Genomic DNA, 19,407 nt, shown 5'->3' with positions numbered 1-19,407 from the left:
AAATCAAGGGGTTTGCAATCCGCCGAAGCGCAAAGAAAAATCCGGGCCGGCGGGGGGCATTGCCGGCATCTCGCCGTCGGCGGTGTCGAGCCATGCCTCGGCTGCGGGGGCGAGATGCTTGTAGGCCTCTGCCATGGCGCGCCGCAGGTCGCGCGGGGCGGCGTCCTCGGGCATCAGCTCTGCCGGAACCTCGGGCCAGCGCAACACCAGCCGCCGCCAGCGGTGCACCTGCAAGAGCCGTGCCGCCGCCGCATCCAGGGGGCTGGCGTCGATCCCGGATAGCGCCGTCAGATCCTGGGCCATCCGTTCCAGCGCAACGGCATGGTCAGGGTCCAGCGACGCGCGCACCTGCGCTCCGGCATCGCCGGTCAATGCGCCGGTCATCCTCAGTCCGCCGGGCGTGTCGGTCACGGGGGCGGGGCGCAGGCTGCCCTGTCCCAGCCGCAACGCACCCTCCACGCCGGGCCAGTCGAAGACCCATTCGCCCACCGGGCGCTGCCGGGGCGGCGCATAGATCCGGGCGGTGGCGGGGCCGAACTCCTGCAGGCCGCGGTCCGTCAGGGTGTAACTGCTGGTGCGTCCGCTGCGTTTCCCTTCGACCCAGCCGTCCTGCGAAAGGCGCGAGAGGGCGGTCCGGACCGCGCCCGTTTCCACCCCGATCCGGCCCAGCAGGCGGCTCAGCCGGGCGGTGGCGATCCGGCCACCGCGATGCTGCACGCTGTCGCCGAACACCGTGATCACAAGCGACCAGATGCGCGGCCGTCCTTCGGCGTTCAGGTTGTCGATCAAGGGTTTGAGCGGGTCCATGGCCCCCCGATTAGAACCAACCGGGGGGAAAGGCAAAACCCCCTCAGGGCTTTTCGTAGGCGACCATGGTCAAAAGCTCGTATTCCGCCACCTGCTCGGCGTCCTGATTGTAGAGCGTGACGTGCCAGGCGACCTCGCCATAGGTGTCGGTGCGCTGCGTCTTGCGCCTGGCGGTCAGCCGCACGTGGACGCGGTCGCCGGGCGAGACGGGCTTTTGGAAAGACAGGCCGTTCAGCCCGGTATTGGCGAGGACCGGCCCCGGATCGGGCATCACGAAGAGGCCCGCCGCGAAGCTGAGCAGCAGGTAGCCATGCGCCACCCGGCCCGGGAAGAAGGGGTTCGCCTGTGCTGCGGCCTCGTCCATGTGGGCGTAGAAGGTGTCGCCGGTGAAATGGGCGAAATGCTCGATGTCCTCCAGCGTCACCTCGCGCGGGTCGGTCACGATGGTCTCGCCGATCTCGATATCGCGGAAGGTGCGGCGGAAGGGATGCTCGGGCCCCTCGATCTCGCGCGCGCCGGGCACCCACTGGCCGGTCACCGCGGTCAGCACGTCGGGCGACCCCTGCACGGCGGTCCGCTGCATGTAGTGCAGGACGCCGCGCACGCCGCCCAGTTCCTCGCCCCCGCCGGCCCGGCCAGGCCCGCCATGCACGAGGTGCGGCAGCGGGGATCCATGGCCGGTCGCCTCCTTCATGGAGGTCCGGTCGGTGATGTAGAGCCGCCCGTGCCACGCCGCGCTGTCCAGCGTGAAGGCGCGCGCCACCTGCGGATCGCCCGTCACCAGCGACGCCACAAGCGACCCTTTCCCACGGTTGGCAAGGGCGGCGGCATGGGGCAGGTCTCGGTAAGGCATGACGGTCGAGACCGGGCCGAACGCCTCCACGTCATGCACCGTGCGGCCCGCATCGGGGTCGGCGCAGCGGAACAGCATCGGCGCGACAAAACCGGGGCCGTCCGGTGCAGTCAGGCCCTCCAGCACGTTCGTCGCCTCGGACGCGAGCATCGCCGCCTTCTCCAGCACGTCCGCCCGTTGCGCGGCAGAGGCCAGCGCCCCCATGCGCGCATCGCCCGCCGGATCGCCGATGGTCGTGCCGCGCAGCCGTTCGGCCAGCGCCTCCGTCACGGCATCCATCTGCGCCTCGGGCACGATGATCCGCCGGATTGCGGTGCACTTCTGCCCGGCCTTGACCGTCATTTCCGTGGCGGCCTGCTTCACGAACAGGTCGAACTCCTCGCTGCCCGGCACAACGTCCGGCCCGAGGACAGACGCGTTGAGCGAATCCGCCTCGGCCATGAAGCGAACGGACCGGGACAGCAGGTTGCGGTTCGATCTGAGGGTCAGCGCCGTGTCCGCCGAGCCGGTGAAGCTGACCACGTCCTGCGGTCCGAGCCGGTCCAGAAGGTCGCCGGTGCCCCCGACGATCAGCTGCACCGCGCCCTCAGGCACCAGCCCCGAGTCGACGATCATGCGAAAGCAGGCCTCGGTCAGGTAACAGGTCTGGGTCGCCGGTTTGACGATGGCTGGCATCCCGGCCAGCAGAGTGGGGGCGAGCTTTTCCAGCATCCCCCAGACGGGAAAGTTGAAGGCGTTGATGTGGACCGCAACCCCCTGCCGCGGCACGGCAACGTGCTGGGCGAGGAAGGTGCCGGAGCGTGAGATCCTCTCGACCTCGCCGTCAAGGTAAACGTGGCCGTCCGGCATCTCGCGGCGCCCTTTCCCGGCGATGACGGTCATGGTGATGATGCCGCCCTCGATGTCCACGGCGCCATCCTTGCGCGTGGCGCCGGTCAGGGGGTTCAGGGCGTAAAGCTCTTCCTTGCGGGACCCGATGTAGCCTGCGAGCGCCTTCAGAATTTTCGCGCGCTGGTGGAAGGTCATGGCGCGCAGGGCCGGTCCGCCCTTGTCCAGCGCGAAGGCCCGCATCGCCGCAAAGTCCAGGTCCGAACTCCCGGCGCGGGCGATTTCCGACCCGTCGACCGGGCTCATGATCGGCTTGGCCGCGCTGCCCGGTCCGATCCACTTCCCCGCCACGTAGCTTTCCGGTGCGATGCCGCTCATGACCTCTCCTCCCTAATGACGTCCTGTAGGGTGGGGCTGTGCGCCACCCTCGCGCCACCCTGCGCCAAGCCGCGCCACAAATCAACATACTTGACCGGCCGGTCGGGTTTGTGCATCGTTCCGGACAGGGAGGACATCGCCAATGACACCACAGGAGCGCGCAGAGCGTTCGGCGGAGGCCATGTGGGCCACCGACGCCGCCAGTCAGGGCATGGGCATGCGGATCGAGCGCATCGCGCCCGGAGAGGCGGTGCTGTCGATGCAGGTCATGCCGCATCACCTGAACGGTTACCGCATCTGCCATGGCGGGTTCATCTTCACCCTTGCCGACAGCGCCTTCGCCTTCGCCTGCAACACCTACAACCAGGTGACGGTGGCGCAGGAGAACCAGATCACTTTCCTTTCCCCGGGCCGCGCCGACGAGCGTCTGACCGCCACGGCGCGGGAACAGGCCCGGCCCGGACGGTCCGGCGTCTACGACGTCACGGTCACCGGCGAGGACGGGCGCACTGTCGCGCTGATGCGCGGCCTGTCGCGGACCATCAAGGGCACGCTCTTCGAAGAGCCGTCAGAAACAAGCGCCGCGCGCGCGTCAGAGGAGAAACCCAATGCGTGAAGCATGGCTCTGCCAAGGCACCCGTACCCCCATCGGCCGCTATGGCGGCGCTCTGGCCTCCGTCCGTCCGGACGACATGCTGGCCCACGTGATCCGCGCCGTCGTGCCCGAAGGGCTGCCGGTGGACGAGGTCATCATGGGGTGCGCCAATCAGGCGGGCGAGGACAACCGCAACGTCGCCCGCATGGCCGCGCTGCTGGCCGGGCTGGGCGAAAGCGTGCCCGGCACCACGATAAACCGGCTCTGCGGTTCCGGCCTCGACGCGGTGGCCTTCGCCGCCCGACAGATCAAGTGCGGCGAGGCCGAGATCATCGTGGCAGGCGGCGTCGAGAGCATGTCCCGCGCGCCATTCGTCATGCCCAAGGCCGATGCCGCCTTCTCCCGCGGCAACGCGGTCTACGATACGACCATCGGCTGGAGGTTCGTGAACAAGGCGATGCAGAAGGGCTTTGGCACCGACTCCATGCCCGAGACGGCCGAGAACGTGGCCGAGGACTTCAACGTCTCGCGCGCGGACCAGGACGCCTTTGCCTTCCGCTCGCAGGAGCGGGCCGCCGCCGCCATCGCATCGGGCCGGATGGCAAAGGAGATCACGCCGGTCACCATCCCGCAGCGCAAGGACGATCCGGTTGTCGTCGACACGGACGAACACCCGCGCCAGACGACCATGGACAAGCTCGCCGCGTTGAAGACGCCCTTCCGTGAGGGCGGCTCGGTCACCGCGGGCAACGCTTCGGGTGTCAACGACGGCGCCTGCGCGCTGGTCATCGCCTCACCCGAAGCCGCCGAGAAGCACGGCCTGACACCTGTCGCCCGCATCCTCGGGGCGGCGACGGCAGGGGTGGCGCCGCGGATCATGGGCTTCGGCCCCGCGCCCGCGACCGAGAAGCTGCTGGGCTTGCTGAACATGAACATCTCGACCTTCGATGTGATCGAGTTGAACGAGGCATTCGCGGCCCAGGCCCTGGCCGTCACGCGTCACCTGGGCCTGCCCGACGACGCACCGCATGTGAACCCGCACGGCGGGGCCATAGCGCTCGGCCATCCGCTTGGCATGTCGGGCGCGCGGCTTGTGCTGACCGCCGCGCAGTCGCTGCAGGACCGGATGGAGAAACACGCGCTCTGCACGATGTGCATCGGCGTCGGTCAGGGCATCGCTCTCGCGCTGGAAGCGATCTGATGCGGCCCGGCAGCGCGGCGGCAGCGCAGGAAGGATAACACGATGGAAGACCTGTCCCCACGGCCCGGCGATCTCGAGGCGATCGAAACGGCCTCTCGCGATGAACTGGCAGCGCTGCAACTGGAGCGGCTGAAATGGTCGCTGCGCCACGCCTACGACAACGTCCCGCATTACAAGGCCAGCTTTGACGCGGCGGGTGTGCATCCGGACGACCTGTCCAGCCTCGAAGACCTCGGGAAGTTCCCCTTCACGGTCAAGACCGACCTGCGCGACAACTATCCCTTCGGGATGTTCGCCGTCCCGCGCGCGCAGGTGAAGCGCATCCATGCGTCCTCCGGCACGACCGGGCAGCCGACGGTCGTGGGCTATACCGAGAAGGACCTCGACACATGGGCGACGGTGGTGGCCCGGAGTCTGCGCGCCTCCGGTCTGCGCGCCGGTGACATCCTGCACAATGCCTACGGCTACGGGCTGTTCACCGGGGGCCTCGGCATTCACCTTGGCGCGGACAAGCTGGGCCTGACCACGGTGCCGATTTCGGGCGGCATGACACAGCGGCAGGTCCGCCTGATCGAAGATTTCGGCGCGACGGGCATCACGGTGACGCCCTCCTACGCGCTGTCGATCATCGACGAATACGCCGAGCAGGGCCGCGACCCGCGCAAGTCGCCGCTGAAGGTCGGCATCTTCGGGGCGGAGCCCTGGACCAACGCCATGCGGCGCGAGATCGAGGATGCCTTCGACATGCACGCGGTCGACATCTACGGCTTGTCGGAGGTCATGGGTCCGGGTGTCGCCAACGAATGCGTGGAGACCAAGGATGGCCTCCACATCTGGGAGGACCACTTCTATCCCGAGATCATCGACCCAGAAACCGGCGCGGTCCTGCCCGACGGCGAGCTGGGCGAACTGGTCTTCACCTCCCTGACGAAAGAGGCCTTCCCCATCGTCCGCTACCGCACGCGCGACCTGACCCGTCTCCTGCCGGGCACCGCACGGACGATGCGCCGGATGGAGAAGGTCACGGGCCGGTCCGACGACATGATCATCCTGCGCGGCGTGAACGTCTTCCCCACCCAGATCGAAGAGCAGCTGATGACGGTGAAGGCGCTCGCGCCGCACTTCCAGCTGGAACTGAACCGGGTGGAGCACAAGGACGAGATGCGCGTGAAGGTGGAGTGCTTCCCCCATGCCGCCGATCAGGGCGCCGCGGCCTGCCGCGAACTGTCCCTGAAGATCAAGCAGGTGGTCGGCGTCTCGGTCCTTGTCGACCTGGCCGAACCCGGCGGCGTGGCCCGCAGCCAGGGCAAGGCGGTGCGCATCGTCGACAACCGGCCCAAGGGCTGAGCGGGTGGCGAGGGGACTGGCCCGGGACCACGCCGAGAAGCGCGACGCGATCCGCAAGGGCGCGGCGGAGTACTTTGCGAAGAACGGCTTCGACCGCGCCTCCATGTCTGGCGCGGCGAAGGCCTGCGGCGTCTCGAAGGCCCTTCTCTATCACTACTACGACAGCAAGGAATCGATGCTGTCGGACATCCTGAAAACCCATTACGACCATGTCGTCGAACGGGCCGAACAGGCGGCGCCGCATGGCCTGCGCGCGCTGATGGCCGCGCTGCTCGAAGCGTTCGAACACGCCGATGCTGAGCACAAGCTGCAACTCGAAACCCTGCACACGTTGCCCGACGACCTGCAGCAGCCGGTGCTGTCGCACCAACGGACCCTCGTTCGGCTGATGTCTGGCGCCCTGCAACAGCAGCGCCCCGACCTGACAGGGGACCGCCTGCGCGCCGCCACCATGACGGTCTTCGGGATCATCAACTGGGTCTACCAGTGGCACCGCCCGGGCAAGGGGCTGTCCCGCGCGGAGTTCGCGGAGCTGGCCGCCGACTTCGCCGAAGGGGGCCTCGACCGGCTCTGACCATGTTTGCCGGTTCGCCACCGGTCCGAAGTTTCCGATCCGCTCCAGAGCCGTCCCGGCGAAAATCAAATGCGACCATCGGGCTGCATTATCCGACTTGCCGAGCCTGCGGGAAGGGCATAGACGCGTCGGCGGGACACCTCTCCCCAACGAGAGGCATCTATCTGGAAGGTTAGCAGATATGGCACACGACCATCCGGCCACGCGGCCGGCAAACCCGCGTTTCTCTTCTGGCCCCTGCGCCAAGATCCCCACGTTCACGCTCGACAAGCTCTCCGATGCCGCCCTCGGTCGTTCGCACCGTGCGAAGATCGGCAAGGAGAAGCTGAAAGCGGCCATCGAAGGCACGCGCGAGATCCTGGGCATCCCCGCCGACTACAAGATCGGCATCGTTCCCGCCTCTGATACCGGCGCCGTCGAGATGGCGATGTGGTCGCTGCTGGGCGCCCGCAAGGCCACCATGGTCGCCTGGGAATCCTTCGGGTCCGGCTGGGTGACCGACGTGGTCAAGCAGCTGAAGATCGACGCCGAGGTGAAGACCGCGGGTTACGGTGAGATCGTCGATTTCGCCGAGGTCGATTTCGACACCGACGTCGTCTTTACGTGGAACGGCACCACTTCCGGCGTGCGTGTCCCCAACGGCGACAAGATCCCCGCTGACCGCGAAGGGCTGACCATCTGCGACGCCACCTCTGCCGCGTTTGCGCAGGACCTGCCGTGGGACAAACTCGATGTGACCACCTTCTCCTGGCAGAAGGTCATGGGCGGCGAAGCGGCGCACGGCATGCTGGTCCTCAGCCCCCGCGCCGTCGAGCGGCTGGAATCCTACACCCCGACCTGGCCGATGCCGAAGATCTTCCGCATGACCAAGGGCGGCAAGCTGATCGAAGGCATCTTCGTCGGCGAGACGATCAACACGCCCTCCATGCTGGCGGTCGAGGATTACCTCGTGGCGCTCGACTGGGCGCGCTCGGTCGGTGGTCTTCAGGGGCTCCGGAACCGCGCCGACGCCAACGCCAAGGTGCTGTGGGACTTCTGCGACGAGCACGACTGGATCGAGAACCTCGCCGTAGACCCGTCAACGCGGTCGAACACCTCCGTCTGCCTGAAGTTCACCGATGCGCGGATCAAGGACGGCGCGGCCTTCGCCAAGGCGATTGCCAAGAAGCTCGACGACTACAACGCCGCCTATGACATCGGTGCCTACCGCGATGCCCCGGCGGGCCTGCGCGTCTGGTGCGGTGCCACGGTCGAGGCCGCGGATGTCGAGAAGCTGACGCTCTGGCTCAAGTGGGCCTTCGAGACGGAAATCGCGGCGCAGACCGAAACGGCCTGACCGACACCTCCTTTTTCCTCAAATGCACAGGATCCGGTCCCCGCATGGGCGACCGGGTCCGTTCCCTCACAGCATAGTGCAAGGACCAGAGACATGGCTCCCAAAGTTCTCATCTCCGACAAGCTCTCCGACGCGGCCGTCCAGATCTTCCGTGACCGCGGCATCGACGTCGACTTCATGCCCGAAGTGGGCAAGGACAAGGAAAAGCTGGCCGAGATCATCGGCAACTACGACGGTCTCGCGATCCGTTCGGCCACCAAGGTGACGCCGTCGATCCTCGAGAAGGCCACCAACCTGAAGGTCGTGGGCCGCGCCGGGATCGGCACGGACAACGTCGACAAGGACGCAGCGTCGAAGCACGGCGTGATCGTCATGAACACGCCCTTCGGCAACATGATCACCACGGCCGAGCACGCCATCGCCATGATGTTCGCCGTCGCCCGCCAGATCCCCGAGGCCTCTGCTTCGACCCACGCGGGCAAGTGGGAGAAGTCGAAGTTCATGGGCGTCGAGCTGACCGGCAAGACGCTGGGCGTGATCGGCGCGGGCAACATCGGCGGCATCGTCTGCGACCGTGCACGCGGCCTGAAGATGAAGGTCATCGCCTACGATCCCTTCCTTTCGGAAGAGAAGGCGAAGCAGATGCAGGTGGAGAAGATCGAGAACCTCGACGACCTGCTGAAGCGCGCGGACTTCATCACCCTGCACGTCCCCTTGACCGACCAGACACGCAACATCCTGTCGAAGGAAAACCTCCTGAAGACCAAGAAGGGCGTGCGGATCATCAACTGTGCGCGTGGCGGCCTGGTGGACGAAGAGGCGCTGGCCGAACTGCTGAAATCCGGCCACGTCGCCGGCGCAGGCTTTGACGTTTTCGCCGAGGAGCCTGCGAAGGAGAACCCGCTCTTCAACCTGCCCAACGTGGTCTGCACGCCGCATCTCGGCGCATCGACCACCGAAGCGCAGGAGAACGTCGCCCTGCAGGTCGCCGAGCAGATGGCCGACTACCTGCTGACCGGCGCTGTCACCAACGCGCTGAACATGCCGAACGTGACCGCCGAAGAGGCCAAGGTCATGGGGCCGTGGATCAAGCTGGCCGACCACCTCGGCAACTTCATCGGCCAGATGACCGACGAGCCGATCAAGGCGATCAACATCCTCTATGACGGTTACGCCGCCGAGATGAACCTCGCCGCGCTGAACTGCTCGCTGATCGCGGGCATCATGAAGTCGGTGAATCCGGACGTGAACATGGTCTCGGCCCCGCTGATCGCCAAGGATCGCGGCATCAAGATCTCCACCACGAACCAGGCGCAGACCGGTGCGTTCGAAGGCTACATCAAGGTGACCGTCGTGACCGAACAGCGCGAGCGGTCGATCGCGGGTACGGTCTTCTCGGACGGCAAGCCGCGCTTCATCCAGATCAAGGGCATCAACATCGACGCCGAGGTGGGTGCGCACATGCTGTATACCACCAACGAGGACGTGCCGGGGATCATTGGTGCGCTCGGCATGACGCTGGGCGGTATGGGCGTGAACATCGCGAACTTCACGCTGGGCAGGTCTGCGGCCAAGGGCGAGGCCATCGCGCTGCTCTACGTCGATGAGCCGGTCCCGGCAGAGGCGCGCGCCAAGCTGGCCGAGACGGGCCTGTTCCGCCAGATCAAGCCGTTGTCCTTCGACGTGTCTTGAGGCAGGACAGCTGCACCAGACATGAAAAGGCGGGGGTCGGCCCCGCCTTTTCCTTTTCGCGGGCGTTGTTCAGGCCGTCGTGGTCCGCGACCGGATGACGACGACGAGGAAAATCAGGATCGACAGGAAGGTCAGAACCGATCCGACCTTCGCCAGTACCTCACCCTGGGATGTCACCGCCAGGACGATACCGGGCACGATGGCGCCAAGGCCCAGCAGCGCCACGAAGAAATGCACCCATGCCAGCTTGCCATGGGCGGCGGGTACGAGGTGATAGTAGATCCCGAATATCGCGAAACCCACCCAACCGATCAGGTTCAGGTGCGCGTGCGCGATGGAGAGGCTGTGGTCGCCCGAGGCGGACATCTGGATGCCCCAGGCCATACCGAGAGCACCGGAAATAACTGCAAGCACAAAGAACCAGAACGACAGTCCATTCATCTTCAAACTCCTTGATAGATATGCCCGGGACCGGAAATACAGATTGGCCGGGGCACGCCGCCATAAGCTACGTCGCGAAAACTTGGAAGCCCAAGACATCTTTGACCTAGCGTCAGATTGTGCGCGTTTTTGGGCGTGGTGTGGCGGCGCGGTGGCAGGCGGCGCAGAGCAGGCTCTGGCGGCTGGCGGGGGAGGGTGCTAGGTCCCTGTCCATGACAGAAACGATCTACGCCATTGGCGACATTCACGGTCAGCGGGCCCTGCTGGAAGAGGCCCTGTCCCGCATCGAGGCAGATGGAGGCAAGGACGCCAACATCGTGTTTCTGGGCGACTATGTCGACCGGGGGCCGGATTCGAAGGGTGTGATCGACATCCTCTGCGAGGGGCTTGCCGCAGGGCGCAACTGGACCTGCATCAAGGGCAACCACGACCGCCTGTTCGAATGGTTCGTCACCCCGCCCGCACCGCGCAACGATCCGCACCTGCTGGTCGGCTACCACTGGTTCCACCCAAATCTCGGCGGGATCGAGACGGCGGCCTCCTACGGTCTGACCGTGCCGGAACGCGTGCGGCAAAGCGAACTGGCGGAGGAAATGCGAGCGCTGCTGCCCGACGGACACCTCCGGTTTCTGCAGGAGCTGAAAACCTTCCACCGCGTCGGGCCGCTGTACTTCGTGCACGCGGGTGTCCGTCCGGGTGTTCCCCTGGAGGATCAGGTGGAGGACGACCTCGTCTGGATCCGGCAGGAGTTCCTGATGGACCAGCGGGACCACGGGGCCTTCATCGTGCACGGGCACACACCTGTGGACACGCCGGATTTCCGCCCGCACCGGCTGAACCTCGATACCGGGGCCGGTTACGGGCGGAAGCTGACCGCTGCCGCCTTCGAGGGCGACAAGGTCTTTATCCTGACGCCGTCAGGCCGCGTCCGCCTCTGAGGACTTCCCGACTTCGGGGCCTTGCGGCGCCGGGCTGAGGGCCTGCCACGCGTTGAACTGCGACAGGTAGACCTTGCCGGTGAGGTGGTCGAGCAGGTGGGACCGTTTCAGGCGGTCCATGACCGGGCCCTTGACCTCCGACAGGTGCAGGCGGATGCCCATGTCCTTCAGCCGGTGGTTCAGCTCTTCCAGCGTTTCCAGTGCGCTCAGGTCGACCTCGTTTACGGCGGTCATCTGCAGCACGACATCCCGGATCGGCTGGTCGCAGGTGACGCGGCCCAGAACGTAGTCCTCGAGGAAGCTGGCGTTGGCGAAGTACAGGCTTTCGTCGACGCGCAGGGTCACGAGGTGGGGCTTCGTCTCGACCTTGTGCCGCTTGATGTTGCGGAAGTGTTCGGTGTTCGGGACAAGGCCGACCTCGGCGACATGCGGGCGCGATGTCTTGTAGAGATGCAGGCCGATGGACAGCAGCACGCCCGCAGAGACACCCGCTTCCACCCCGAAACCGAGGGTCAGCAGGATCGTCGCGGCGACGGCGGCAAAGTCCACCTTCGAATATCCCCAGGCCGTCTTGAGGATCGAGAAGTCGACCAGCGACAGCACGGCAACGATGATGGTCGCGGCCAGCGTGGCGTTGGGCAGGAAGTAGATCAGCGGTGTCAGCAGCAGCGTCGCAAGCCCGATGCCCACGGCAGTATAGGCACCTGCCGCCGGGGTTTCCGCGCCCGCGTCGAAGTTCACGACAGACCGGGAGAATCCGCCGGTGACCGGGTAGCCGCCCGACACGGCAGCCGCGATGTTCGACGTGCCCAGACCGATCAGCTCCTGGTCGGGGGAAATGCGCTGGCGGCGCTTCGCGGCCAGCGTCTTGGCCACAGACACGGACTCCACGAAGCCGATGATCGAGATCAGCAGCGCCGGGACAAACAGTTCGCTCCAGAGCGAGGGGGAGATCGACGGCATGGTCAGCGGCGGCAGCCCCATCGGGATGTCCCCTACGACCTTCACGCCACGTTCCGCCAGGCCGAAGCCCCACGCGATCAGCGTTGTCACGACGACGGCGGCGACCGGGCCGGCCTTGGCCGAGATGTCGGCAAGCCGCGGCTTCATGCCCGACCGGATCAGCAGCGGTTTCAGCCCCTTGCGGACCCAGAACAGGAACGCGGTCGCGGCGACACCGATGGCCAGCGTGATGAGGTTGGTATCGCCCACGTGCTCGAAGAAGGTGGTGATCTGTTCCGGCAGGTTGTCGCCGGACAGCTTGATCCCGAAGATATGCTTGAGCTGCGACACAGCGATCAGGATGCCGGACGCGGTGATGAACCCGGCGATGACCGGATGCGACAGGAAGTTCGCAAGGAACCCGAGGCGCAGGACGCCGAGCACGGTGAGGATCACGCCGGAGATGAACGCCAGCGTGCCCGCCGCGACGGCGATCTGGAGCGGATCGGACAGGCCGAGGTTGCCCACCGCGGCGGCGGTCATCAGCGAGACGACGGCCACCGGCCCGACGGCCAGCGCGCGGGAGGTGCCGAAGATCGCATAGGCCACCAGCGGCAGGATGGAGGCGTAAAGCCCCATCTCGGCCGGCAGTCCGGCCAGCAAGGCATAGGCCAGCGACTGCGGGATCAGCATGATCGTGACGATCACGGCGGCGACAAGGTCAGAGGTCGCGGTGTCGCGGTCGTAGGTCTTCGCCCACTGCAGGATCGGCAGGTATTGTTTGAAGCGGTTCAGGATGGGGGAGGCCATTGGCATAGTCCTGTAGGTCTGGGGGCAGACATGCGAGTCGCCCCGGTTGTTGACCGCTTATATATTCGAAAAATAGAATTTGAAAAGGTTCGAATGCACCTTTGCATGGAAAACTTGCCTCGGTGGTGCGCTAAAAGGGCCGGAAACATGTCCCGGCCCTTCGTGCTTCACCCTGCAGAGACGGTCTCTGGCCGGGCCATCCATTCCCGGCCGCGCAACATGGCCTTCCAGTAGATCGGCGGCAGGATCTGTTCTTTCAGGAGCCACGCCGCGCGGGTCGGCTTGGTGCCGTCGATGAACCACTTCGGGAAGGACGGCAGCATCGTCCCGCCATAGCCGAACTCCGCCAGCACGATCTTGCCCTTCTCGACGGTCAGCGGGCAGGAGCCATAGCCGTTGTAGAGCGCCTGCGGGTTCAGCCCGCGCATGTCCGCGACCACGTTCTCGGCCACGATAGGGGCCTGGATGCGCGCGGCGGCGGCGGTCTTGGCGTTGGGCGCGTTCATCACGTCCCCCAGCGACCAGACGTTGTCGAAGGTCTTGTGGCGCAATGTCGACTGGTCCACGTCGACCCAGCCCGCCGCATCGGCCAGTGGCGACACGCGGATGAAGTCGGGGGCGACCTGCGGCGGGCAGACATGCAGCATGTCGAAATCCACGGTGACCTCTGCCAGTTCGGTGTCCGGTTTCGCCACCCTCAAGGTCGCCTGCTTCGCCGCGCCGTCCACGCGGATCAGGTTGTGGAAGAAGTTCAGCTTGGCGTCGTACCGTTCGATGTAGTTCATCAGTGCGGGCACGTAGTCCTTCACCCCGAACAGCACACCGCCGGCGTTCATGAACTGGATGTCGATGTCCTTCAGCGCGCCGTTGCGATACCAGTGGTCGCCCGACAGGTAGAGCGCCTTCTGCGGCGCGCCCGCGCATTTGATCGGCATCGGCGGCTGGGTGAACAGCGCGCGGCCCTTCTTCAGCCCCTGCACCAGCTCCCATGTGTAGGGCGCCAGGTCGAAGCGGTAGTTGGAGGTGACGCCGTTCTTGCCAAGCGTATCCACCAGCCCTTCGACGCCGTTCCAGTCAAGCTTCAGCCCCGGGCAGACGATCAGCCGGTCGTATTTCACGACCCGGCAGCCGTCGAGGATCACGGCGTTGTTCCCGGGTTCGAAGGCGGCAACGGCGGACTTGATCCAGTGCACACCCTTGGGAATGAGCGAGGCCATGGTACGCGCGGTGGTCTGTGCCTCGAACACGCCGCCGCCGACCATGGTCCAGCCGGGCTGGTAGTAGTGGATGTCGGCCGGGTCGATGATGGCGATGTTTAGCCCGGAGCGGCGGGTCATCAGCGAAGCCGCGACCGAGATACCCGCAGCGCCGCCGCCGACGATCACCACGTCGAACTTCGCATCGCCCTCATCGGTGGGTGTCTTGCCGCCGTTGACGATACGGCGGACCACGCCCGCCATGTCATAGCCCGCGTTCTTTGCGGCGCCCAGGATAGCCGACGGCTCCATGGTTCTGGCCTGCGACAGCGACCAGAGCGTCGCCGAGCGGGTGCCGGTGCGGCAGTAGGCGAAGACAGGCCCGGGCAGCTCTTTCAGCAGCTTGCCGAACTCCGCGGCGGTGTCGTCCGTTACCTTGCCGCTGACGACAGGCTGGTGGACGGCCTTGAGACCGGCCGCCTCGGCGGCGGCGGCGATCTCGTGGAAGGTGGGCTGGTCGGCGCCTTCGCCATCCGGGCGGTTGCAGATGATCGACCGGTATCCGGCGTCGGCAATGTCCTTGACGTCTGCGGCGGCGATCTGCGGCGAGACGGCGATGTCGTCAGTGATCTTGCGGAATTCCACGGTGCGCTCCTGCCTCGAGAATCTGGATTGCGCCCTTATACATTCGAATAACTGAATGCAAAACGGTCCAATGAGTCGCAGTTGCCGCTACGGGAACCACGGGGCGAGCTTTTGCAAAAAGTCCGCGCAGAACAGTGAAAATCAGTCGGATTCGCCGGTGCAGTACAGCATTTCGGCCCATTCGCCCGTGAGGCGACTGCTAATCTATTCAAGGCCCTCAGGCTGAACCAACAATAAAGACAAAAGGATAACACGGATATGACAGGGAAGTTCGTTGTCGGCTTCGACGGGAGCGAGACGGCGCAGCGTGCGCTGGATTTCGCGACCGAGCGGGCCATTGCCCAAGGTGGCACCATCGTGATCGCCTATGTGCTGGAATGGTCGCCCTATTCCTTCCTGACCCCGCAGGAGATCGAGGAACGCAGCCAGCGCCGCAAGGAGGAACTCGCACGCGCCGAAAGTGCGATCATCACGCCGTCCAGGCGTGCGGCAGAAGCAAAGGGCGCCAAGGTCGAGACCATCATGCGCTACGGCCACATCGCCGAGATCCTTTGCGAAATCGCCGATGCACCGGACGTCGCCCAGGTCTTCATCGGACGCAACGGGCGATCCACCCTCGGCAGCCGGGTCTTCGGATCGGTTGCGGGCCATCTGGTCCAGGCTTCACCGGTGCCCTGCACCATCGTCCCTTGACGCGCACAGAACAGGACACCACAGCATGACAACGTATTTTCAACGCGCGGCCCTGGCCGCATTCGTACTTTTCACCTCGGTGGTCACGGCCGGTGCACAGGAAGCGGAAAAGACGCTCGACCAGGCGGTGAACGACGCTTTCGCCAATGCCACGGGCTGGTTCGTCAACTTCATCTTCAGCCCGTTTCCCGGAACGACCTTCCCGTGGATCGTGGCCTGGCTGGTGATCGCGGCGACGGTCTTTACCATCTACTTCGGCCTGATCCAGTTCCGCGCCTTCCCGCATTCCATCGCGCTGGTGAAGGGCGACTACTCCGACCCCAACGATGCCGGTGAGGTCAGCCACTTCCAGGCGCTCGCCACCGCCCTGTCCGGCACCGTCGGGCTTGGCAATATCGCGGGGGTCGCAGTGGCCGTCGGCATCGGGGGGCCCGGTGCAACCTTCTGGATGATCCTCGCCGGTCTGATGGGCATGGCCTCCAAGTTCACCGAGTGTACGCTGGGCGTGAAGTACCGCAACGAGTTCCCCGACGGGCACGTTTCGGGCGGCCCGATGTACTACCTGACCAAGGGCTTTGCCGAGCGCGGCCTGCCGGGCGGCAAGGTGCTGGCGGTGCTGTTCGCGATCTTCTGCATCCTCGGCAGCCTCGGCGGCGGCAACATGTTCCAGTCCAATCAGGCGCACCAGCAGATCGCCGGCATCGTGGGCGAATACCCGGGCTGGATCACCGGCGTGATCTTTGCCTGTGTCGTCTTTGCGGTGATCATCGGCGGCCTGAAGTCCATCGCGCAGGTCACCGAAAAGGTCGTGCCGTTCATGGGCGTGCTCTACGTCCTGGCGGCGCTGGTCATCATCCTGATGAACGCAGACAAGATCGGCTGGGCGTTCGGCCAGATCTTCGCGGGCGCCTTCACCGGTCTCGGCGTGGCGGGCGGCCTTGTCGGTGCGCTGATCCAGGGCTTCAAGCGGGCGGCCTTCTCGAACGAGGCGGGCGTCGGTTCGGCGGCCATCGCGCACTCTGCCGTGAAGACGAAGGAGCCGATCACAGAGGGCTTCGTCTCCCTGCTGGAACCGTTCATCGACACGGTGGTGATCTGCACCATGACGGCGCTGGTCATCATCATCTCGGGCCAGCTGGTCAGCGATCCGGAGACCGGCCTATACATCCTGACCGAAGGCGGGTCGATCCAGACGCTGGACGGGTCCTCGGGCGTCAGCCTGACCTCGGCGGCGTTCTCCTCGGCCTTCACGTGGTTCCCATACGTGCTGGCGGTTGCGGTGATCCTGTTCGCCTTCTCGACCATGATCTCGTGGAGCTACTACGGCCTCAAGGCGTGGACCTTCCTCTTCGGCGAGGGCAAGACGACCGAGATCGTCTTCAAGGTGATCTTCTGCATCTTCGTCGTGATCGGTGCGGCGGCAAACCTCGGCCCGGTGATCGATTTCTCCGACGCCGCGATCTTTGCCATGGCGGTGGTCAACATCGCGGGCCTCTACTTCCTGATGCCGATCGTGAAGCGGGAGTTGGACAGCTACATGACGCGGCTGAAGTCCGGCGAGATCCGCAAGTTCAAGTAACAGCGTGGGGCGCGGTCCGTCCGCGCCCCGAACAGCACCCACGCCGGCGGCGGCACGTTCCTGCCGCCGGCAATTTCCCGGTCGCGCGGGACACCGCTTGCGGGCAGACTACTTCCCACATGGCAGGGGAGGTGCCGCGGATGAAGCTACCGAAGATCGCAGCGTTGAGCGTCCTGCTCCTGTGTCCCGCGGCGCTTTGGGCCGAGGGGATGGTGCCCGAGCCTGCGCCGCTGAAGGTCCCCGGCGAGATCACGGTCGAGCTGAGCGAAATCGACCAGAAGGCGCTGCGCCCCTATGCGCAACCGCGCATCACCCACATCACCTTCCACCACGAAGGGTTCGCCGGGACGGATGCGGCGCTTTTCCGCAAGGCGTCGGCGGCGCGTGACCGGCAGTCTATTTCCCAGAGGGTGCGCAACATCAACCACGATCACGTGGCTAATGCCGGGCTGGGAATGATCGCCTACCACTATGCCGTCGACAAGACCGGCCAGATCGCGAAGGGACGGCCCGTGCGCTACGCCCCGGCCACCAAGTCCACGGTGCATGGCGGCACCGAGAAGGCCGACTTCACCGGGCATTTCGCAGTTGTCGCGCTTGGCGATTTCAATCACGAGACGCTGACCGACGTCGCACGTCTGTCCTATATCCGGGTGATGTCGGAAGCGCAGAGGGCCTACCGCGTGCCGACCGCCAATATCCGGCCCCATCTGCACTATGCCAGCACCTCCTGCCCCGGTGAGCACATCATGGCGGAGGCGGACGACCTGCCGTTGCGCGTTCTGGTCTTTGGTCTTCAGGCCGAGCTGGCGGTGCGGGGCTGCGGGCCGGTGGAGCCGGACGGCGTTTGGGGCAAGGCCTCGGGTCGGGCGTTGGACCGCCTCGTGTCGGCCAACCGGGCAAGCTATGCCCCGGACGCCATCGACGACGCCGCCTTGTTCACGCTGCTGGATGATCCCGCCCTGCGGTGCAAATAGCGCACCGTTTCAACCAAAAAGCCGCGGCCTTAACCAAGCTTGGGTCTTTGCAGGCCCTGTTGAGCGTATAGAATTACGAAACGTAAATGTACTGAGCCCCGGTTGTAAGCGACGGCGCCGCAGAACGGCAGGTCCGCTGTCGGCTGCTCCCGGAGATGCGTGGGCGCCGGGCGTCCGGACCAACAGGGTAGATGGGTGCAGATGACAGGCACACGCCGGAACATGCAGCTTCTGTACGACGTCGAATACGGCGTCCGTCGCGAGCTGATCGCGCGGCTGGTGGCCGTGTTTCTCGGCGCGGTCCTGCTGTTCTTCTACGAGGGCAACCTGCTGCCTGCCGTGTGGTGTGCCGGATACTTCATCGGCCACGCGCTGCATTGCCGCTACATCGTCGTGCACCGCAAGACGGCAGAGCCGCGCCACCTGACGATCGCCGGTCTGTCCTACCTTGTCGTCGTCGTCTCCTTCATGTGGCTGCCGGTGTACTTCGCGATGAACGAGGCGCCGGAAAAGATCGCCCTCGGCGCGATCCTCATGGGGTCGACGATGGTCTACCAGATCCGGCGCGGCGACCGGATCCTCTGGCTGGCCTGGTCGCAGATTGCCCTGTTCGGCGTTTTCCTTCTGCTGGTGGTCGGCAGCCACATGGACAAGTTCGAGGGCCCATTCGCAAAGGCGGGGGTGCTGATCGTCGTGGTGGTGGCCCTGGCCTATACGGCGCTGGCGATGCTGTTCTCGCGCGCCTCTCGGCTGGCGCTCGAAGAGACGGCGGAACGGCTGGCACAGGATCAGAAGATGTCCGCCATCGGCCGCCTCGCCGGCGGAGTAGCGCATGATTTCAACAACATACTGACGGTGGTGCAGGGCAACCTCGAACTCTACCACCTGCTGGCGGAACGGGACGAACGCGACGCTGTCGTCGAAGAGGCGCAGGCCGCGGCGAAACGGGCGGAGGCGGTTGTCCAGCAACTGCTGGTCTATGCCCGCAAGGCGCCCACGCGGGCGCGGGTGGTCGATGCGAACGTCGCCGTGGACGGCATCGTGTCGCTAGTTCAGACGCTGGTGCCGGAGCGCATACAAAAGCTGCACGTGCGCCATCCCGGGCGTTTGCCTGTCCGCCTGGACGATACGCAACTGACGACCGCCCTGCTGAACCTCGTGAAGAACTCGGTGGATGCCATCGAAGGCAGCGGCGTGGTTGAGATCGTCACGTCGGAGGAGCGGCTGACGGAGCCGCTGAAGACAGGGGACGGACACGCGCTGCCACCCGGGCGCTATGTCTCGATCGCGGTGGTGGACACCGGATGCGGCATTCCCAGGGACGCGCTGCCGCTGGTGGCGGAGCCGTTCTTCACCACCAAGCCGCCGGGCATGGGCACCGGGCTGGGCCTGTCTATGGTGGCCGGTTTCGTACGCTCCGCAAACGGCGGCTTGAGGATCGAAAGTTCGGAGGAGGGGACCCGCATCTCCATGCTGTTCCCGGTCATGCCGCTGCAGGAACCGATCCCCAAAAAGGCAAACGCCGCCCTGGAGGGCGGCGTTCCTGTCGGCGAATAAGCCCTTGCCGGGCTTCGG

16 protein-coding genes are annotated in these 19,407 nt (G+C 65.7%); 11 read left to right on the top strand and 5 right to left on the bottom strand.

The window, feature by feature from the left end; genetic code table 11:
- Positions 1-3: 3 nt before the first annotated feature.
- Positions 4-807 carry a PaaX family transcriptional regulator C-terminal domain-containing protein gene (locus CDO87_RS08920; protein ID WP_100928451.1) on the bottom strand — a complete coding sequence of 268 codons (804 nt, stop codon included), beginning with the start codon at positions 805-807 and terminating at the stop codon, positions 4-6.
- Between the two features lie 43 nt (positions 808-850).
- Positions 851-2,866 carry a phenylacetic acid degradation bifunctional protein PaaZ gene (gene paaZ, locus CDO87_RS08915; protein WP_100928450.1) on the bottom strand — a complete coding sequence of 672 codons (2,016 nt, stop codon included), beginning with the start codon at positions 2,864-2,866 and terminating at the stop codon, positions 851-853.
- A gap of 142 nt (positions 2,867-3,008) precedes the next feature.
- Between paaZ and paaI the strand changes: the two genes are divergently transcribed.
- From paaI to serA, 6 genes are all read left to right on the top strand, one after another.
- Entirely contained in the window at positions 3,009-3,482 is a 474-nt protein-coding gene (paaI, locus tag CDO87_RS08910) for a hydroxyphenylacetyl-CoA thioesterase PaaI (RefSeq protein ID WP_100928449.1), read from the top strand.
- Positions 3,475-4,662 carry a 3-oxoadipyl-CoA thiolase gene (gene pcaF, locus CDO87_RS08905; protein WP_100928448.1) on the top strand — a complete coding sequence of 396 codons (1,188 nt, stop codon included), beginning with the start codon at positions 3,475-3,477 and terminating at the stop codon, positions 4,660-4,662. Before paaI ends, pcaF begins: the two co-directional genes overlap by 8 nt.
- A 42-nt stretch (positions 4,663-4,704) precedes the next feature.
- Positions 4,705-6,009, top strand: a complete 1,305-nt coding sequence (paaK, locus tag CDO87_RS08900; protein WP_100928447.1) for a phenylacetate--CoA ligase PaaK — start codon at positions 4,705-4,707, stop codon at positions 6,007-6,009.
- A 4-nt stretch (positions 6,010-6,013) separates the two neighbouring features.
- Complete coding sequence (locus CDO87_RS08895; protein WP_157814952.1) at positions 6,014-6,583, top strand: TetR/AcrR family transcriptional regulator; 570 nt, start codon at positions 6,014-6,016, stop codon at positions 6,581-6,583.
- Positions 6,584-6,764: 181 nt separating this feature from the next.
- On the top strand, positions 6,765-7,919 hold the full coding sequence (locus CDO87_RS08890) for a phosphoserine transaminase (RefSeq protein WP_100928445.1): 1,155 nt from the start codon (positions 6,765-6,767) through the stop codon (positions 7,917-7,919).
- Between the two features lie 93 nt (positions 7,920-8,012).
- Positions 8,013-9,611 carry a phosphoglycerate dehydrogenase gene (serA, locus tag CDO87_RS08885; protein WP_100928444.1) on the top strand — a complete coding sequence of 533 codons (1,599 nt, stop codon included), beginning with the start codon at positions 8,013-8,015 and terminating at the stop codon, positions 9,609-9,611.
- A 69-nt stretch (positions 9,612-9,680) separates the two neighbouring features.
- Here serA and CDO87_RS08880 read toward each other — a convergent pair whose 3' ends face one another.
- On the bottom strand, positions 9,681-10,052 hold the full coding sequence (locus tag CDO87_RS08880; RefSeq protein ID WP_100928443.1) for a hypothetical protein: 372 nt from the start codon (positions 10,050-10,052) through the stop codon (positions 9,681-9,683).
- Positions 10,053-10,264: 212 nt separating this feature from the next.
- On the opposite strand from CDO87_RS08880, the gene CDO87_RS08875 reads away from it, so the two are divergent.
- Positions 10,265-10,990, top strand: coding sequence for a metallophosphoesterase family protein (locus CDO87_RS08875; protein ID WP_100928442.1), 726 nt, complete (start codon positions 10,265-10,267; stop codon positions 10,988-10,990).
- Here the strand turns inward: CDO87_RS08875 and CDO87_RS08870 are convergent.
- Both CDO87_RS08870 and CDO87_RS08865 read right to left on the bottom strand, forming a co-directional pair.
- A complete protein-coding gene (locus CDO87_RS08870) occupies positions 10,970-12,742 on the bottom strand; it encodes a SulP family inorganic anion transporter (RefSeq protein ID WP_100928441.1) in 1,773 nt (590 codons plus the stop codon). The two genes, CDO87_RS08875 and CDO87_RS08870, sit on opposite strands and share 21 nt — an antisense overlap.
- A 167-nt stretch (positions 12,743-12,909) precedes the next feature.
- Positions 12,910-14,583 carry a bifunctional protein tyrosine phosphatase family protein/NAD(P)/FAD-dependent oxidoreductase gene (locus CDO87_RS08865; RefSeq protein WP_100928440.1) on the bottom strand — a complete coding sequence of 558 codons (1,674 nt, stop codon included), beginning with the start codon at positions 14,581-14,583 and terminating at the stop codon, positions 12,910-12,912.
- 258 nt (positions 14,584-14,841) lie between these two features.
- On the opposite strand from CDO87_RS08865, the gene CDO87_RS08860 reads away from it, so the two are divergent.
- The 4 genes from CDO87_RS08860 (at position 14,842) to CDO87_RS08845 (ending at position 19,389) form a co-directional block, all read left to right on the top strand.
- Positions 14,842-15,276, top strand: coding sequence for a universal stress protein (locus CDO87_RS08860; RefSeq protein WP_100928439.1), 435 nt, complete (start codon positions 14,842-14,844; stop codon positions 15,274-15,276).
- A gap of 25 nt (positions 15,277-15,301) precedes the next feature.
- Entirely contained in the window at positions 15,302-16,855 is a 1,554-nt protein-coding gene (locus tag CDO87_RS08855; RefSeq protein ID WP_100928438.1) for a sodium:alanine symporter family protein, read from the top strand.
- 140 nt (positions 16,856-16,995) lie between these two features.
- Positions 16,996-17,832, top strand: coding sequence for an N-acetylmuramoyl-L-alanine amidase (locus CDO87_RS08850; protein WP_198521850.1), 837 nt, complete (start codon positions 16,996-16,998; stop codon positions 17,830-17,832).
- Between the two features lie 201 nt (positions 17,833-18,033).
- Positions 18,034-19,389: an ATP-binding protein gene (locus tag CDO87_RS08845; protein WP_157814951.1), complete on the top strand. Its 1,356-nt coding sequence runs from the start codon at positions 18,034-18,036 to the stop codon at positions 19,387-19,389.
- Positions 19,390-19,407 lie beyond the last annotated feature (18 nt).

Source organism: Sagittula sp. P11, assembly GCF_002814095.1.
Classification (GTDB): domain Bacteria; phylum Pseudomonadota; class Alphaproteobacteria; order Rhodobacterales; family Rhodobacteraceae; genus Sagittula.
The sequence above is the reverse complement of the archived record's forward strand: the minus strand, read 5'-3'. Positions and strand labels throughout refer to the sequence as shown.

What these genes read in the sequence shown, in the direction of transcription:
- serA (WP_100928444.1), top strand. Translation starts at nt 8,013, where the DNA reads ATGGCTCCCAAAGTTCTCATCTCCGACAAGCTCTCCGACGCGGCCGTC.
- CDO87_RS08920 (WP_100928451.1), bottom strand. Translation starts at nt 807, where the DNA reads ATGGACCCGCTCAAACCCTTGATCGACAACCTGAACGCCGAAGGACGG.
- CDO87_RS08855 (WP_100928438.1), top strand. Translation starts at nt 15,302, where the DNA reads ATGACAACGTATTTTCAACGCGCGGCCCTGGCCGCATTCGTACTTTTC.
- CDO87_RS08880 (WP_100928443.1), bottom strand. Translation starts at nt 10,052, where the DNA reads ATGAATGGACTGTCGTTCTGGTTCTTTGTGCTTGCAGTTATTTCCGGT.
- CDO87_RS08860 (WP_100928439.1), top strand. Translation starts at nt 14,842, where the DNA reads ATGACAGGGAAGTTCGTTGTCGGCTTCGACGGGAGCGAGACGGCGCAG.
- pcaF (WP_100928448.1), top strand. Translation starts at nt 3,475, where the DNA reads ATGCGTGAAGCATGGCTCTGCCAAGGCACCCGTACCCCCATCGGCCGC.
- CDO87_RS08890 (WP_100928445.1), top strand. Translation starts at nt 6,765, where the DNA reads ATGGCACACGACCATCCGGCCACGCGGCCGGCAAACCCGCGTTTCTCT.
- CDO87_RS08845 (WP_157814951.1), top strand. Translation starts at nt 18,034, where the DNA reads ATGACAGGCACACGCCGGAACATGCAGCTTCTGTACGACGTCGAATAC.
- CDO87_RS08875 (WP_100928442.1), top strand. Translation starts at nt 10,265, where the DNA reads ATGACAGAAACGATCTACGCCATTGGCGACATTCACGGTCAGCGGGCC.
- paaK (WP_100928447.1), top strand. Translation starts at nt 4,705, where the DNA reads ATGGAAGACCTGTCCCCACGGCCCGGCGATCTCGAGGCGATCGAAACG.
- paaI (WP_100928449.1), top strand. Translation starts at nt 3,009, where the DNA reads ATGACACCACAGGAGCGCGCAGAGCGTTCGGCGGAGGCCATGTGGGCC.
- paaZ (WP_100928450.1), bottom strand. Translation starts at nt 2,866, where the DNA reads ATGAGCGGCATCGCACCGGAAAGCTACGTGGCGGGGAAGTGGATCGGA.
- CDO87_RS08850 (WP_198521850.1), top strand. Translation starts at nt 16,996, where the DNA reads ATGAAGCTACCGAAGATCGCAGCGTTGAGCGTCCTGCTCCTGTGTCCC.
- CDO87_RS08870 (WP_100928441.1), bottom strand. Translation starts at nt 12,742, where the DNA reads ATGGCCTCCCCCATCCTGAACCGCTTCAAACAATACCTGCCGATCCTG.